At 59.5% G+C, this 16,043-nt stretch carries 12 protein-coding genes; 4 read left to right on the top strand and 8 right to left on the bottom strand.

Features of this window, described 5'->3' with window-relative positions:
* Positions 1–116: 116 nt before the first annotated feature.
* Positions 117–4,709, bottom strand: coding sequence for an ATP-dependent helicase (locus B3229_RS02060; RefSeq protein ID WP_286868130.1), 4,593 nt, complete (start codon positions 4,707–4,709; stop codon positions 117–119).
* Positions 4,710–4,884: 175 nt separating this feature from the next.
* Between B3229_RS02060 and B3229_RS02055 the strand changes: the two genes are divergently transcribed.
* Positions 4,885–5,442 carry a YbhB/YbcL family Raf kinase inhibitor-like protein gene (locus B3229_RS02055; RefSeq protein WP_286868128.1) on the top strand — a complete coding sequence of 186 codons (558 nt, stop codon included), beginning with the start codon at positions 4,885–4,887 and terminating at the stop codon, positions 5,440–5,442.
* A 44-nt stretch (positions 5,443–5,486) separates the two neighbouring features.
* Here the strand turns inward: B3229_RS02055 and B3229_RS02050 are convergent, their stop codons facing one another.
* The 7 genes from B3229_RS02050 to B3229_RS02020 all read right to left on the bottom strand — a co-directional run bounded on the left by B3229_RS02050 (position 5,487) and on the right by B3229_RS02020 (position 12,462).
* Positions 5,487–6,344, bottom strand: a complete 858-nt coding sequence (locus B3229_RS02050; protein ID WP_286868126.1) for a PfkB family carbohydrate kinase — start codon at positions 6,342–6,344, stop codon at positions 5,487–5,489.
* Between the two features lie 2 nt (positions 6,345–6,346).
* Positions 6,347–7,204, bottom strand: coding sequence for a MurR/RpiR family transcriptional regulator (locus B3229_RS02045; protein ID WP_286868123.1), 858 nt, complete (start codon positions 7,202–7,204; stop codon positions 6,347–6,349).
* Positions 7,204–8,175: an ABC transporter permease gene (locus B3229_RS02040; RefSeq protein WP_286868120.1), complete on the bottom strand. Its 972-nt coding sequence runs from the start codon at positions 8,173–8,175 to the stop codon at positions 7,204–7,206. The genes B3229_RS02045 and B3229_RS02040 overlap by 1 nt, the downstream gene beginning before the upstream one ends.
* A 36-nt stretch (positions 8,176–8,211) precedes the next feature.
* A complete protein-coding gene (locus tag B3229_RS02035; protein WP_286868118.1) occupies positions 8,212–9,711 on the bottom strand; it encodes a sugar ABC transporter ATP-binding protein in 1,500 nt (499 codons plus the stop codon).
* A 16-nt stretch (positions 9,712–9,727) separates the two neighbouring features.
* Complete coding sequence (locus tag B3229_RS02030; RefSeq protein ID WP_286868116.1) at positions 9,728–10,768, bottom strand: substrate-binding domain-containing protein; 1,041 nt, start codon at positions 10,766–10,768, stop codon at positions 9,728–9,730.
* A 56-nt stretch (positions 10,769–10,824) separates the two neighbouring features.
* The gene (locus tag B3229_RS02025) at positions 10,825–11,805 is read right to left on the bottom strand and encodes a TIM barrel protein (RefSeq protein WP_286868114.1); all 981 of its coding nucleotides are present in this window, start codon (positions 11,803–11,805) and stop codon (positions 10,825–10,827) included.
* Between the two features lie 468 nt (positions 11,806–12,273).
* Entirely contained in the window at positions 12,274–12,462 is a 189-nt protein-coding gene (locus B3229_RS02020) for a general stress protein (RefSeq protein WP_286868112.1), read from the bottom strand.
* Between the two features lie 432 nt (positions 12,463–12,894).
* On the opposite strand from B3229_RS02020, the gene B3229_RS02015 reads away from it, so the two are divergent.
* The 3 genes from B3229_RS02015 (at position 12,895) to B3229_RS02005 (ending at position 16,028) form a co-directional block, all read left to right on the top strand.
* Positions 12,895–13,056 carry a hypothetical protein gene (locus B3229_RS02015; protein ID WP_161801235.1) on the top strand — a complete coding sequence of 54 codons (162 nt, stop codon included), beginning with the start codon at positions 12,895–12,897 and terminating at the stop codon, positions 13,054–13,056.
* Positions 13,057–13,678: 622 nt separating this feature from the next.
* A complete protein-coding gene (locus B3229_RS02010; protein WP_286868488.1) occupies positions 13,679–15,604 on the top strand; it encodes a methyl-accepting chemotaxis protein in 1,926 nt (641 codons plus the stop codon).
* A gap of 193 nt (positions 15,605–15,797) precedes the next feature.
* Positions 15,798–16,028 (top strand): hypothetical protein, encoded by a 231-nt coding sequence (locus B3229_RS02005; RefSeq protein ID WP_048781162.1) that lies wholly within the window; start codon positions 15,798–15,800, stop codon positions 16,026–16,028.
* The last annotated feature ends 15 nt before the right edge of the window (positions 16,029–16,043 follow it).

Raw genomic sequence — 16,043 nt, 5'->3', positions numbered from 1 at the left:
TCTGGTATTTGAATTAAATGTTAACCAAGTTAATTATCATTTTTGAATCATTCCCAGCACCCATCGAGTAAGAAGAGAGTCAGCCAGTCGCCTGGCTCACCCCAGACGCTTATCCCTTACCCATACCAGCCGTACCCTTTCGGCTCGCGTGAAAAGCCAGCGCGGCGCAGCGCGTCGATCAGCGGCGACTGCCCTGCGGGTTTGCCGTCGATCGTTTCCAGCGTAAAGCCAGATGCTCTCTCTCGACGCAGCGCGACGGCCAGCGCCGCAATCGCGGCGGCGTGCCAGCTCTCTTCGCCATAGCTCAGCAGCTCTTTCCCGCCCTGCGCCAGGTAGAGCGCCAGCTGACCATGACAGATCACCACCAGCGCGCCGCTGCGGCGAACCGGACGCGAAGCGGCGCGATGCGCGGGCCAGCGCAGCGTTACGCCATAGGGAGAGGCGGGATCGACGGCGGAAAGCGCCACCGCCAGCGGATCGCGCGCGGCGCGTTCAGCGATAATGCGCAGGCGCTCGATAGTGGCGTTCTCCGCAAACTGCGCGCCGCCCAGCCCGGCGACGAAGCGACCGCGTAGCACGCGTCCGGCATCCTCCAGCCCGCGCATCACCGGCTGCAGCGCCGGGAAACCGCCCGGCACCTGCTCCGCGATCGCCGCGCCGCGCGTCACCACGCCCCAGCGGTCCAGCATATTCTCGGCAATCGCCAGCGCCAGCTGGGCCGGGGGCGCGACCGAACGATAAAGGCGCGACCAGCGTCCGGGCAGGGCGGGCGTGGCCGGACGTCCCAGCGACAGGCTAATGCGACCGCGCCGCGTGCGCAGCGAACGGGTCGGTTTCGCTCGCGCGCTGTTCGCCATGCCAGTCAGCTGGCGTAGCGCCGCCCAGGTATCGGAGGTGACATAGCCTGCCCATGCCAGCTCCCACAGCGCGCTCTGGATCTGCGCCTCATCGACGGTTTGCTCGGCGGCGACCGCGGCGGCGATCTGGTGCGCGAACCATGCGCCGCCGTCATCCAGCCGCGCCAGAATAGCGTCGTGCAGCGGCGTCAGACACAGCGCGTCATTGCCCTGTGGCTGCGGCAGCAGCGTTTCCGCCGCGAACTCGCGCAGGTGCAGCGAAACCAGACCGTCGTTATGGCCCAGCGCACGTTCGCCGGCCCAGATAACGTCGCCCGCCGACAGCAGCTCGTCCAGCATGGCGGGCTGATAGTCGTGCACGCGTGACGGCAGGATTTGCGACTGCCAGATCGACGCAGGCAGCCCCAGTCCGGCAAGCTGCTCTACTACGCGCGCCACGCCGTTTACCCCTTCGTAACGTCCCTGCGCGACAGGCGAATGCGGCGCCTCGCCGGTTAATCCCTGCCGCTCCAGCAGCAGCGATACCCAGGCTTCCGGCGGCACCGGACGCGTCGCCTCGCGCGCGGCCTGCAAGGAGCGAATGCGCAGGCGCCTGAAAACCTCTTCGGCCACCCACCGATCGCGCCTGCCGGTCGCGTCCTCTTCTTCGGGATCGCCAAAATCCCCCTTAAGCAGTTTGCCCTGGCCGCGCATGCGCTCCAGCGTTTCGCTGACCACCGCCGGGCCCAGCCCGAAATGACGCGCCAGCTCGCCGGTGGTAAATGGCGTATGGGTGCGCGCGTAGCGGCCGAACAGATCGCGCAGCGGATCGGCGGCTGGCTGTAAAAAGGCGGCGGGAATATCTGGCGGCAGCGTTACCCCCAGCGCGTCGCGCAGGCGCGCGGCGTCTTCAATCGCTGCCCAGCGCTGTTCACCGGCAATGGTTACGTCGATGGCGCGATGCGCCTCCACCAGCTCAGCGACGGCACGCTCGGGTGCGTCGCCGTCGAAGCGGGCTGCCAGCGCCGCTGCGCTCAGCGGGCCCAGCTCGCGCAGCAGATCGGCAACGCCCTCTTTGTCGCTGGCCCTGTAGCGCGCGGTGAGGCGCTGCAACTCTTTCGCCACCTGGGCCGTCACCCCGGCGTCCAGCAGTTCGCGCATATCGGCCTGGCCAAGCAGCTCGCTCAGCAGGCCGCTGTCGAGCGCCAGCAGCGAGGCGCGCCGCTCCGCCAGCGGCGCATCGGTGGCGTAGATAAACTCTGCCACGTAACCGAACAGCAAGGGCGCGGCGAAAGGCGACGGCGCCTCGGTCGTCACCTCGGCAAACTGCACGCTGCCGTTCTGAATGCGCGCCATCAGCTCATGCAGCGCAGGCAGATCGTACACATCCTGCAGACACTCGCGCGCCGTCTCGATCAGAATGGGAAAGTCGGGATAATCGCGCGCTATAGCCAGCAGCTCGCCGGCGCGCAGACGCTGCTGCCAGAGCGGCGAGCGCTTGCCAGGATTACGGCGCGGCAGCAGCAGGGCGCGCGCCGCGCATTCGCGGAAACGCGCGGCAAACAGCGCCGAATGACCGATGGCTTCGGCGACCTCGCGCGGCAGGGCATCGGCGTCGAACTGAAACAGCTCGGCGCCTGGCACGCGTCCCTCCATATCGGGAAAGCGCGCGACAATGCCGTCATCGCTCGCCACGACAGAGGGATCCAGGCCCATCCTGCGGCGTATACGCGCCGCGACCGCCAGCGCCCAGGGCGCGTGCACGCGCTGGCCCCACGGCGAATGAAGAATAACGCGCCAGTCGCCGGTCTCATCGCGGCAGCGCTCGATCAGCAGCGTGGCGTCGGTCGGCAGCAGACCTGTCGCCTCGCGCTGTTCCGCTATCAGCGCCTGAAGATTGTGCTGCGCGCTGGCATCGAGCCCCGGTATCTGGCTGACCTCGCCGGACTGTTGCTCCCAATCCAGCTCGCGTAAAAAGCGGCCGATGCTTTCGCCCAGCAGCGCCGATCTTCCCAGCCCGTCGCCGCGCCAGAAGGGAAGACGCGCCGAGCGGCCGGGCGCGGGCACCACTACCACCTGATCGTGGGTGATCTGCTGAATGCGCCAGGAGGTGGCGCCGAGCGTGATAATGTCGTTTACCCGGGATTCATACACCATCTCTTCATCCAGTTCGCCGACCCGGCGCGATCCCGCCTGCTCTTCGCCTTCCGGCAGCATCACGCTGAAGGCGCCGCGATCGGGAATGGTGCCGCCGCTGGTGACGGCGAGATGTTGCGCGCCGGGACGAGGCGTCAGCAGATTCGCTTCGCGATCCCATATCAGGCGCGGACGAAACTGGGCGAACTCGTCGGAAGGATATTTGCCCGCCAGCATATCCAGCGTGGCGTCAAACAGGCTACGCGGCAGGTTGCGAAAAGGATCGGCGCGACGCACGACGGCGAACCACGCATCCACCGAGAGAGTATCCATCGCCACGGCGGCGACCGTCTGCTGCGCCAGCACGTCGAGCGGATTCTGCGGCGGCGCAACCGGCTCCAGTTCACCGCTCAGCATGCACTGCACAATCACGGCGGCGTTGAGCAGATCGCGCCGCGTGCGCGGAAAAACGATGCCGCTTGAGATGCCGCCGACCTGATGACTGGCACGGCCGACGCGCTGCAGCGCGCTGGCGACCGACGGCGGCGCGCCGACCTGAATCACCAGATCGACCGTTCCCATATCGATACCCAGTTCCAGACTTGAGGTGGCGACGACGCAGCGCAGCTCGCCAGCTTTGAGGGCGTCTTCGATTTCACGCCGCTGCTCTTTTGAAACCGAGCCGTGATGCGAGCGGGCGATAGTGGCTGACGCGCCGTCGCTGCGTTTCTCGGTGCCGCCGCTGAATGATCCGTAGGCGTGGGCGGGTTTCGCCAGCGTCTCTTCGTCGCTGAGGCTGGCGGCGTAGCGTTCGTTAAGGCGCGCCGTCAGCTTCTCTGCCAGGCCGCGAGAGTTGGCGAACACAATGGTGGCGCGGCGCGCCAGCACCAGCTCAAGGATGCGCTGTTCGATATGGGGCCAGATGGAGCCAGATGCGCTACTGGCGTCGGGCGCACCGCTGCTATCGGGGCGTCCTGGTATATCGGTCATATCTTCAACCGGCACGGCGATGCGCATCTCCAGCGCGCGCGAAGCGGGCGGATTGACGATGAGGGTTTCCTGCGCGCCGCCGAGAAACTGCGCGATGCGTTCCACCGGCCGCACCGTGGCCGAGAGACCGATGCGCTGCGCCGGCTGGGGCAGTAGCGCATCCAGCCGCTCCAGGCTCAGCGCCAGCTGCGCGCCGCGTTTGCCGCCCGCCACCGCGTGCACCTCATCCAGAATCAGCGTCGTAACGCCGCGCAGCGCTTCGCGGGCGCGCGAGGTCAGCATCAAAAACAGCGATTCCGGCGTTGTGATCAGAATATCGGGCGGCGTGCGCTGAAGCTTAGTCCGTTCATTAGCTGGGGTATCGCCTGAACGCATGCCCACCGTCAGCGTAATCGCCTTTTCGCCGCGCGCGTGACGCTGCTGGTAAACGCCCTCCAGCGGCAGCTGCAGATTGCGCTGCACGTCCGCCGCCAGCGCTTTAACCGGCGAGATATAGAGAATGCGCGTGCGCGTGGCTTTCTCCAGCGTCTCTTGCGCTTCGCGCTCGCGAAACAGCGCGTCGATGGCGTGCAAAAACGCCGCGAGGGTTTTACCCGATCCGGTCGGCGCGATCACCAGCGCATGTTTGCCGCTGGCGATGGCATCCCAGGCCGCCAACTGCACCGGCGTGGGCGCGGCGAAGGAGAGCTGGAACCAGCCTTGAGTCGCGGGAGAAAAGCGTGAAAGCGCAGCAGCCTTAGCAGACATATAAGATTGAAATCACCGTGTTAGCAGGGAATGCCTAAGCGTAGACCCTGGCGCTAAGCGCTGCGCGGTGAAAAGAGGCCTCAGGTTTTCCTTTATGATGTGTTCTCATTTTCATGCCTGTTCCCGCTGCGCCTTCCATACTTAGGCTTCAGCCACCCAAACGGAGACAGAATTCATGAGATTAGCAAGCGCCTTTCTGCTGGCGGCACTGCCGACGGCGGGTTTCGCCGCCGCGCCGCTTTTTACGCTGCAATCGCAGGATTTTACGGACAACGCCTTTTTATCAAAATCTTTTGCCGGAAATAACAAAAGCAGCCCCGCCTGTACCGGCAACAACGTTTCCCCTGCGCTGAGCTGGTCGAACGCGCCGCAGGAGACGAAAAGCTTTGCGCTGCTGGTCACCGATCCTGTCGGGGCCAAAGGCCTCGGCGTCACCCACATGGTGGCCTACAATATTCCTGCCGCTACTAACGCCTTCGCCCAGGGCGACCTCACTAAAGGCAAAGGCTATACCGGCGGCAAAAATACGCCCGGCACCAACGCCTGGTATGGTCCCTGTCCGCCGGTCGGCAGCGGCATGCATCACTATAATTTTGTCGTCATCGCTACCGATTTGCCGCCCGACCAGCTTAAGCCTGGTCTGACGCATGAAGAGCTGGTGAAGCAGCTAAAAGGCCACACGCTCGGCGCCGCCTCGCTGGTGGGGCGGTTCAGCAACGATCCGCAGGAGTAAAAGAGAAGGGCGCAGGCCGGAATGGCCTGCGCAACGGAGGCAGGTTATGCGCCGGAGACGTGCTTCGCCGCCGCCGCGTTCGCCTGGCGGACTGCGTCGGCGAGGCTCTGCTGTGCCGCCAGTTCGCGACAGAGCACGCCGGTAAAACAGTCGCCCGCGCCGTGAGTGCTGATCAGCTGAATCTTTTCTGCGGGCTGGCTTAGCGCTGCCGCGCCCTGCTGGCAGAATGCGACGCCGTGCTCGCCAGCGGTCACCACCACCTGACGAAAGCGCTGGGCGAGCGTCTCGGCGGCCACCCTTGCCGAAGTGAGATCGTCTACCGTAACGCCGCACATATCGCGCGCCTCGACCGCGTTAACCACCAGCAGATCGATACAGGTTTCCAGCGCCGGCTCCAGCGGCCGGGCAGGCGCCGCGTTGATGCAGACGGGAATGCCGCGCGCCTTCGCTGCCGCTGCCGCCAGAAGATTAGTTTCGGCGGCGATTTCATTCTGCAGGATTAGCATCGCGGCGTTCCGCCACAGCGGCTCGCTGCGCAACGCGTCCGGCGCGATATGCTGATTGGCGCCTGACACCACTACCGCGCCGTAGTCGCCTTCCGCGTCGCTGATCGCCACACTCATGCCCGACGCGATGCCGTCCACCACCTGCACGTTGGCGATGCCAACGCCGCCCGCCTGCAGGGCGGAGAGCAGAAACCGGCCCGGCTCGTCCGCGCCTACCGCGCCGATAAAATGCGTCTCTGCGCCGGCGTGCGCGGCCGCCAGCGCCTGATTGCCGCCTTTGCCGCCGAACTTATAGCGACAGGCGGTGCCCATAACCGTCTCGCCCTTTTCCGGGCGATGGGGCGCGTCCAGCATAATGTCGTAATGCAGACTGCCGACGACGACAATTTTACTCATGGTTAGAATTCCCGAAGATCCTGAACCGCATGCTGAGTCTTCATTAAATTCCGCTCCGCGCGCTTGAGGTCTTTTTTGGCAATCGCCACAAACAAGGCATCAAGAATATTAAGCTGCGCAATACGTGAAGCGGCGTTTTCCCCGAGCAGATGCGATCCCTGAGAGGTTGAATTAAGCACCACATGCGCGTTGCGCGCTACAGGCGACTCGGCGTAGTTGGTGATGGCAATGACCTTAGCGCCGTTGCGCGCCGCCAGTTTTACCGGGTCGTTTACGGCGCGCGTGGAGCCGGAATGGCTGATAGCGATAACGACGTCGTCGTCGGACAATACCGCCGCGGACATCAGCATAATATGGGCGTCGTCATAGGCTGTGGACTTGATGCCAATCTTCAGCATCTTATGCGAGAGATCGCGCGCCACCGTCGCTGAGCCGCCCACCGCATATAAATCGATATGACGTGCCTTAAAAATAATATCCGCCGCGCGATTGAATTCAGAAATATCCAGAATCGACATCGTCTCTTCTATCGCCTGAATAGAGGTTCTGAATACCTTCGCGAGTAATTGTTCCGACGAGTCGTCTGGTTCAATTTCCGCGTGCAGTCCGGCCACTTCAGATTCGTTGTAATAAATTAAACCGCTTCTGAAATCCCGGAATCCGGAGAAGTTAAGCTTTTTAGCGATCTTGACTACCATCGCCTCGGAAACATTATTCTCCTGCGCAATCTCTTTTAATGAGGTGCGCTCGCTAATGTCCGTGCGTGCAAGGATCGCTTCTACCACGCGCCGCTCAAGCGGCGTCAGCTGTGGAATGCGCATCCGGATTTGAGCGCCAATGGCTCGCGGATCTAGCTTCATTAATTGCCTCGGGTCGCTCTGTCGATCAACATCGCTATGATAATAATCAGGCCGGTGGCAAGCAATTGATAAAAAGCCTGAATATTTAGCAGCGTCAGACCGTTACGCAGCGCGCCAAGAATAATGACGCCGATGAGCGTGCCGAAAATGCTGCCTTTGCCGCCCATCAGCGAAGCGCCGCCGATAGCCGCCGCCGCGATGGCGTCCAGCTCCCACAGGTTGCCGATGGTGGGTTCGGCCGCGCCCAGACGTCCAATCAGGATCAGCGCAGCCAGCGATGCCAGCGCGCCGGAAATCACGTAGACCGTAACCTTGGTGCGCTTGACCGGCACACCCGCAACGCGCGCCGCCTCTTCATTGCCGCCGATAGCAAGAATATATTCCCCCAGCGGCGTTTTATTCATCACTACCCACAGCGTGAGCGCGATAAGCGCGACGATGACGATCGGCACCGGAATGCCGAACAGCGTGCTGTTAATCAGGCTGCGAAACGACAGCGGGATGCCGAATACCGGGCTGCCGCCGGTGTAGATCAGCGCGATGGCGCGGAACAGCGACAGGCCGCCGAGCGTGACGATAAAAGGCTGAAGACCGGCGTACGCGATAAGCGAGCCGCTGAATACGCCGCACAGCGCGCCGATGCCCAGCGTAGCGAGGATCGCCAGCGGCACCGGCACGCCCGCGATCATCAGGGTGGCGCCCAGCACCGCCGAGAGCGCCGCCGTCGGCCCGACGGAGAGGTCAATGCCGCCGGAAATAATCACCAGCGTCATGCCCAGCGCAATTAAGGCGTTAATCGAAGACTGCTGCAAAATATTCAGCAGGTTCGGCAGGGTAAAAAACACCGGCGACAAAAAGGAGAAGGTGATAATTATTATCATCAGTCCGATTAAGGTGCCTGCGTCGCGCAGATTAAACTTTAACAGCGACGATACGGGCGTCGTCGCGCGATGAGTGGTTTGCGTCATCATAGTCAGGGCCTTTTTTAAACTCAGCAAGTGAAAAGGTTAAGCAGATTCCAGATCGTTAATGGCGTAGCGAGCGATGTTCTCTTCCGTAATGGCGTCATCGGTTAATTCCTTCGTGATTTTCCCTTCGCGCATCACCAGCACGCGGTCGGAGATACGGATAATTTCCGTCATCTCCGACGACACCACGACGATCGCTTTACCGGCCTGTGCCAGTTTTTCAATCAGGTTATAAATTTCCGATTTGGCGCCGATATCGATGCCGCGCGTCGGCTCATCAAATAAAAAGACGTTGGCGTCCGCTGCGACCCAGCGACCAATAATTACTTTTTGTTGATTGCCGCCGCTCAGGGTGCCGATGGTTTTTTCAATATCGAGCGGGCGCAGTTTTAGATCGCTCATCACCTCCTGCGCCGCACGGTTCAGCTTCTGCCTGCTGACAATCCCCGCGCGGGTGAACTGGCGCAGCGAAGGCAGCGCCATATTCATCTTCACCGCACGCGCTTTAATGATGCCCTCTTTTTTACGATCTTCCGGCACCAGGCCGATCCCGGCGCGGATCGCCGCGCTGACATTGTGGTTGCGCACCGGCTGTCCGTTGACGAATACGCTGCCGCCGCTGCGTTTGTCGAGTCCGGCAATGAGCTTCAGCAGTTCGGTGCGTCCCGCGCCGACCAGTCCGGCGATGCCCAGCACTTCGCCGGCCCGCACGCTAAAGCTGGTGGGCGAGATTTCGCTGCCGCGCGCCAGATTCTCTACCCTCAGCACTTCCCGCTCGGTTACCCAGGCGTTGTGGGCGAGCTTTTCGATTTTGCGTCCGACCATGCGAGCGACGATGCTCTCTTCATTCTCGTCGCAGATATTCACCACGCCAACCTGGCGGCCGTCACGCATAATGGTGGCGCGATCGCAGACGCGGAAAATCTCGTTCATCTTGTGGGAGACGTAGATCAGCGAGACGCCCATCGCTTTCAGGTCGGCGATCAGCTCGGCGAGGCGATCGAACTCACGCGGCGTCAGGCTTGACGTCGGCTCATCCATCGCGATGATTTTCGCGTCATCCAGCAGAGCGCGGGCGATTTCAACGATCTGCTGCTGAGACACCTTAAGGCTTTTGATCGGCGCGGCGGGATCGATAGTAGGATCGAGCTGTTTAAGCAGCAGCGCCGCGCGCGCCAGCTGCGCCTGCTTGTCGACCCACAGGCCGCCCGCTCGGGTCAGCGGCCGCCCGAGGAACATATTCTGCGCCACGGAGAGCTCCGGCACGTGCTGTAGCTCCTGATGGATCATGGCGATGCCGGCCTGACGCGCGCTGAGCGGATTTTTCATCTGCACCGCTGCGCCATTGACGCTGATCTCGCCGCTGTCCGCCGGACGCACGCCGGAGAGGATATTCAGCAGCGTCGATTTGCCCGCGCCGTTCTCACCGATCAGCGCATGGACCTCACCCGGCTTCACGGAAAAGTCGACATTTTGTAAAGCGGCGGCGCTGCCGTAGGTTTTGCTGATGCCGCGCATCGTTAAGCGATACTCTTCCATATCCCCTCCGCCTGCGTTATTGCTGGGTTAACAGCTGACGCAGCTTGTCGTTGTCTTTGGTGGAAAACGCCTCGACGTTCTCTTTGGTGATCAGCGCCTGCGGCGTTGAAATCACGCGCGACAGCTTTTGACCGTTAACCAGCCGCAGCATCACATCCATCGCCACTTCGCCGGTCAGCACCGGGAAGCTGTCGACCGTGCCGGTCAGTTCGCCGCGCTTGATCGAGGCGTAGGCGTCGGAGATACCGTCGGTGCCGAAGATTTTGGTCTGGTCGGCCTTGTTCAACGAGCGCACCGCCTCTACCACGCCGAGCGCCATGGTGTCGTTGTTGGCATAGAAACCGATGAGATCGGGATGCTGCTGCAGAATGGTCGATGCGGCGTTAAACGCCTGCTCGCGGCTCCAGTTGGCGGGCACGCTGGCGACAATGTTGAATTTGCCGTTCGCCTGCAGCGTCTCTTTAAAGCCGCGCGTACGCTGGCCTGCGGCATAAACGCCGGGCTGACCTTCGATCACCGCGACCTTGCCGCCCTGCGGATAGTGCTGAATAAACCATTTGGCGACGCGCACGCCGTTATCTTTCTGCACGTTGCCGACGTAATAGCGCGCATTCGGCATCACCGCGTCGTTAACGTTGACTACCGGAATATTTTTGCCGTTGGCGCTTTCCAGCGCTGGCTCGAGGTTAATGTCGGTCTGCGGCGATACCAGCAGGCCGTTAAACCCCTGCGAGATTAGCGTTTCCGCAATAGAGAGCTGGCCAAGCTGATCGTCTTCGTTAGCGGCGGCCTGATAGGCGACGGTAAAGCCATATTTTTTCGCCGCGTTCTGGTAGCCCTCGCCGAGTGAGCGCCAGTACTCGTTGGTCAGGGTCTTGGACACGCCGCCAATTTTCAGCTTGCTGTCGACTTTTGGCAGCGCGCCATATTTGCTGTCGAGCTGCGTCCAGTCGGTGCGATCGGGTTCGGTGTCGGACTGCAGCGGCGCCAGTTCGGCGGCGTACAGGCTGCTGCAGAACAGTGAAGAGGCGAGTACAGAGAGTAAGAGTTTTTTCATTTTATTATCCTGCGGTCTCGTAGTAAGAAGGGCCTGGTGCAAGCGCGCGTCAGCAGTTATCTGGCGAGCATAATGTCGTTGACGATCTGCTGAGAGGTGACCGCATCCTGACGGCCGATGGCGTCGAACAGCGCGGCGTTGTCGTTGAGCTGCTCGCACAGCTTCAGCAGACGGGTGACCGTGGCGATATTGGTTTCGGCTTCACGCACCGGATCGAGTCCGCTGGCGTCCGGGAAGGTGTCGAAGTAGTAGGCGCCCTGGTAGCCGTCACGCTGCATCTGCCAGAGAAATTCCAGCGTGGCGCGCGGATTCACCGAGCCCGCCATCAGACCGTCGTCGCGTTTGCCCCAGCCGTCATTGAGATCCAGTCCCAGCAGGCGAGAGCGACGCGCGACCATCGCCGCCGCATAGGCAGGGATCTCGTTGGCGAACAGCACGTGAGCGAAATCCAGCGTGATGCCGAGATTAGGGCTTCCGGCCTCCTCTACCGCCAGCAGGCAGGTAGTAACGTTAGGAAAGATGCTGAAAGCGCGCGGCTCGTTAGGCTTATATTCAATGCTGACGTCGATATCCGGCGCATAGTCGGCGACTTCGCGCACCGCGCTTACCGCGTCTTCCCACATTTTTTTGTAATCAGCCTGAAAGCAGTAGTCGAAGCCATCCTGACCCATCCACAGCGTCATCAGGCTGGCGCCGAATTCGCGCCCGGCATCGATGCCGCGCTTGGTTAATTCAATCGCTTCGCGGCGAACCGCGGCGTCAGGATGGGTAAAGGCGCCGATTTTGAACTGCGGCGCATCCCAGCGCATTTGCATGCCGTTGACCGCTAACCCGGCGTCGGCAATTGCCTGACGCATCGACGGAATGTCCTGCGTAATATGCTGCGGATAGTTCAGGTCCAGGTGCGTCAGGCCATTAACGGTTCCGGCACGAGCAATCATCTGCAGCACCGAGGGCTTGCCCTGCAGATCTGGCCAGTAGCGGTGTGCGCCAGAGGCAAAGGAGTTCAGGCGTGTTGCGAATTTTAATTCCGACATGTGAGGTCCCTAACCGATTGTGAAGTACTTTCTATTTTCACAAAAATATGTGAAGTGGTGTTTTTTATACGCCTGCGATTTTTTTAAACAAGAGGGGTAGCGGAACAAAAGTGCGTTTTGCGAGGGCGCTCACGAAAGCGCAGGCAGCGACCGGATGATGACGAATGTTTTTGCAGGGTTGAATAAAGGCGGTGCGAAACGATTCGGCAAAAGGACAAAAAAAAAGCCTGTGCTAAGACAGGCTAAAATTTAAAAAAGATAACTGATAACGATGGTGTGTTTATTCACTTATTTTCAGACGCCGGTAATATCTGAGAGGCTTACCTGGCGTATTCCCTGGTGAGGCAAAAAGGTGCCAGTGCATAACCGTCGAAAATTATCCTGAATAGTCGTTCATCAGTCAGTTAATTAAGTTAACATTGGCGGCAAAGTAAACAACCGTTTCCAACAAGATTAAACAGATCCTAATCAGTTATTGCGCGTTTTTTCTGATGACGGTCGGCGGCTAATTTTGCCGCCCGTTCGTCCCGCTTCAAGCGCACGTTCACGACTGTTTGTAACATGCCCGCCGCTTAGCTGACCGCCTTTCCGGCCCGCCCCGCGCGCTTTTTCCGGGTTGTCGGCAAAGTTACCCGGACCCCCGCGTCGTTGAAACATATCGTCACCTCGCTTAGAGGAAAATATCCATAGACGAATGAACTATGAAATCAGAAGCGTAATATTTCAATCATACTCGGCGGAGATAATATTTAATTCCTGGAAAGGATTAATAGTCAGGCAAAATAGAGGGCATCTAATCTGTTCATATTTAAAAAATTAAATGGCACTTTTGTACAATTAATGGTCAGCTGTATAGGTTTTCTGAAAATGCTAATTCGTGAAGGGAATCACAAAGTAATCGCTGTTATTCACGGCAGATTGCGTTTAAGTCAGCATTAATCTCTGGCACGGTTGTCAGGCAGGCAGCCTGGAAAGGCATTGTGCCCCACACTATTGCGGCGGCTGGCGCGCCAGCAGCGCAGCGGGACATTTCAGTGGTCTACACTTGATGTAACCGAAGCGAGAAACAGCAAGCAAGATGAGGTGACAATGAACGAAGAGGTTGAACGCCAGCTGTTTGAGCGCTGGATCCGCAGCGATGAGTTCTTTGAGGAGCGCTGGCTCAGACGAGACAGCTTCCGAGGCTATCGCTACCATCTGGTGGAAAATCGCTGGAAGGCGTGGCTCGCGCGCAGCAAGCTGAGCCCGTAATCTGTCCTGATGCAGCTCTGGCGGGTAAACGAGGATCTCTCCAGACAAAAGCGCCGGTCTCTTTTCTCCGTTATTACCTCGGTAAGAAAAAACCTCACTCTCAATTGACCACCCTCTCTGATACATAAACGGCAGCTCGTAGAAAAATTAATCAATACGAATAGCAAAGCGGAATATTTATTAATCCAGTGCGGCGGCTGCGCCTCCGTGACGCTTATTTTTTCTGTCAGGTTAAGCTGAAAATAAACGCTGACGGCGAGGTATCGGCATGCGTGCGGTAAACTTTAGTTTTAGATACTAATAAAATCTTATCCTCCAGCCAGACTTACCGAAACGGGAAAAAAGAATAGGGAGTATTTATTTAACTACATGTATTATAATGGTTTTAATCGGTTTGACTTAATTTTCCTGTGCAGTAAATATCGTCTGTACACTCAGTGGTAAATCACCGTTAGCAACCTATACTCCATTTCCGTTGAATATATTTGCAGTGCGTTTTTTTAAAAAAAGGTGACGCAGAGCATTAGCTCTGCAGCCCTGATTATTTATTGAAAATTAGCCCGGCTTATTTTTTTACACTTATTGCCAATGCCACCAGTCAGACTTACCAGGATGGAAAATGATGAAGAACCTGCTTGATAAAATTAACCTGCCCGCTAAATTTCTTATCCTCGGCTTATTCGGCTTGATTTTGTTTGTTTTGCCAACAACCCTCTTTATCCAGACTGGCAACCAGCTTATCGACGCCAGGCAGCGCGAGCTGAGCGGCGTTCCAGTGGAAAAACATATGCTGAAGCTGCTGAATTTGCTGCAGCGTCATCGTGCGGAAACGGCTATCGCTATCGCGCTGAAGAAGTCTGACAACCCGCCGCGGATGGCGCTGGTAGCCGAGATCAACCGGCTCTCCGACGTTATTCAGTCGGAGCTGCGACAGCAGGACGCCAGCGCGCAACCGTTGCAGCGTCTTGATAAGATGGAACAGGCGTGGCTGCAGCTGCAGAGCGATATCAACGGCGGCGCGCTCTCTTTCGCCGACAGCCTGACCGCACATGCGCAGCTTATCCAGCTCATGCTGAGCGCCAACCTTGACGTGCTGGACTATTACGGCATGTCGCTCGACAGCGATTTGAATACCTACCAGCTGATTACCAGCATTTTTAACCGACTGCCGCAGCTCACCGAGACGCTGGGGCAGATCCGAGCGGCCGGCGCTTCGCTGATTGCCTCCGGTGCCATCTCTGAAAGCGATTACAGCCGCATGTCATTTCAGGTAGATACAGGAAAAACGGCGCTGGATCAGTTTAACGGCAACCTGGAGAAGGTATACGCCATCGAACCGGCGCTGGCTGCGGATTTTAGCGCCGCCGCGCAGGAGGCGGAGCGCCAGGCGCTCGGCGCGCTGCAGCTGGCCGAGCGCATTTTTGTCAGCAGAAGCGCCAGCGTCGCGCCGGTCGAATATGTCCAGACCTTTACCCACGCCATCAACCAGTTCAGCGCGCTCGGCGAGCAGAACAGCGACCGCCTGACGCAGATGCTGCAAAAGCAGATCGATACGCGTCGTCATGCGCAATTTATGCTGCTGGCCGGTCTGCTGGCGGTCGCGCTGGTGGCGATTTTCATGGCGCTGATGATCAGCCGTTCGGTGACGCGTCCGCTGCAGGACGCCGTTCGCCTCGCCAGTCAGGTCGCGGCAGGCGATCTCACCTCGACGCTGCACATCGGCGGCAGCAACGAAATGGCTGAGCTGCTGCACGCCCTGATGAAGATGCAGCAGCACCTTGCCCGTCTGGTTTCCGATATCAAAAGCCATGCCGCCACTATCGCGACCTCTTCCGAAGAGATAGCCCAGGGCAACGGCGATCTCTCTTCCCGCACCGAAGAGCAGGCCGCCTCGCTGGCGCAAACCGCCGCCAGCATGGAGCAGCTGGCCTCGATTATTCAGCAGAACGCCGACAATACCCGCTTTGCGTCGGATAAAGCGGTTTCCGCCACCCAGGCGGCTCTGATGAGCGGCGAGGCGATGGATTCAGTGATGGAGTCGATGCGCAAGATCCGCGGCAGCTCAGGCCAGATTGAGGAGATTACCTCTGTGATCGACAGCATCGCCTTCCAGACCAATATTCTGGCGCTCAACGCCGCAGTAGAAGCCGCCCGCGCCGGCGAGTCAGGCAAGGGCTTCGCGGTGGTCGCCACGGAGGTGCGCGCGCTGGCGCAGCGTTCCGCCAGCGCGGCGAAGGAGATTAAAAGCCTGATTGAGCAGTCGGTTGGCCAGGCGCAGGAAGGAATGAACATGGCGCAAAGCGCGGGCGAGAAAGTGAAGCAGAGCCTGAGCGCTATTGAGCAGACCTCGCAGCTGATCCGCGATATCTCCTCTTCGTCAGCAGAGCAGAGCAGCGGCGTTTCGCAGGTCAATATCGCCGTAAATCAGATGGATCAGGTGACCCAGCAGAATGCGGTGCTGGTGGAGCAGTCGGCGGTTTCGGCGGACGATCTGGCTGAACGCGCCGGGCAGCTGCGCCATATGGTCGCGGTCTTCCGTACGCTCTGAGGCTGAGAGAGAGCGTCAGCAAAACGGCAGTAAGTTTTCTGCCGTTTTTGCGTAACGCATACGGCTGAAACCGCTATGCTTATGGGCCAGGCCAGAAAGAGCAGAGGTAGGTTTGTATATAACAGAGGTCGATGTCGATCATTATGCGCTTGAATTAAGACGCATTGCAGCAGGGTACCAGACAGGCGAAAAATTGCCGGATGTAAAAAAGAAGGTCGACGGGCTTATCGATACGCTTAAAACCACCCTGACCAGCGACGCGCAGCAGCAGGTGCAAGCCTGGAGCGAGCTGGCGGATGCCTTGAGCTACTATATGAAAAACACCGCCGATCCCGACTGGACCACCATCATGGCCTACGCCAAACGAAAGGTGAACCGCAGTAAACAGAACGCCATGTTCAGACGTAAACGCTTCAAGGATTAAACCGCCAGCGGCGGT

It is taken from the genome of Pantoea sp. UBA5035 (assembly GCF_002415245.1).
Classification (GTDB): Bacteria; Pseudomonadota; Gammaproteobacteria; order Enterobacterales; family Enterobacteriaceae; genus Pantoea; species Pantoea septica.
This window is presented reverse-complemented; position numbering and strand designations above follow the sequence as displayed.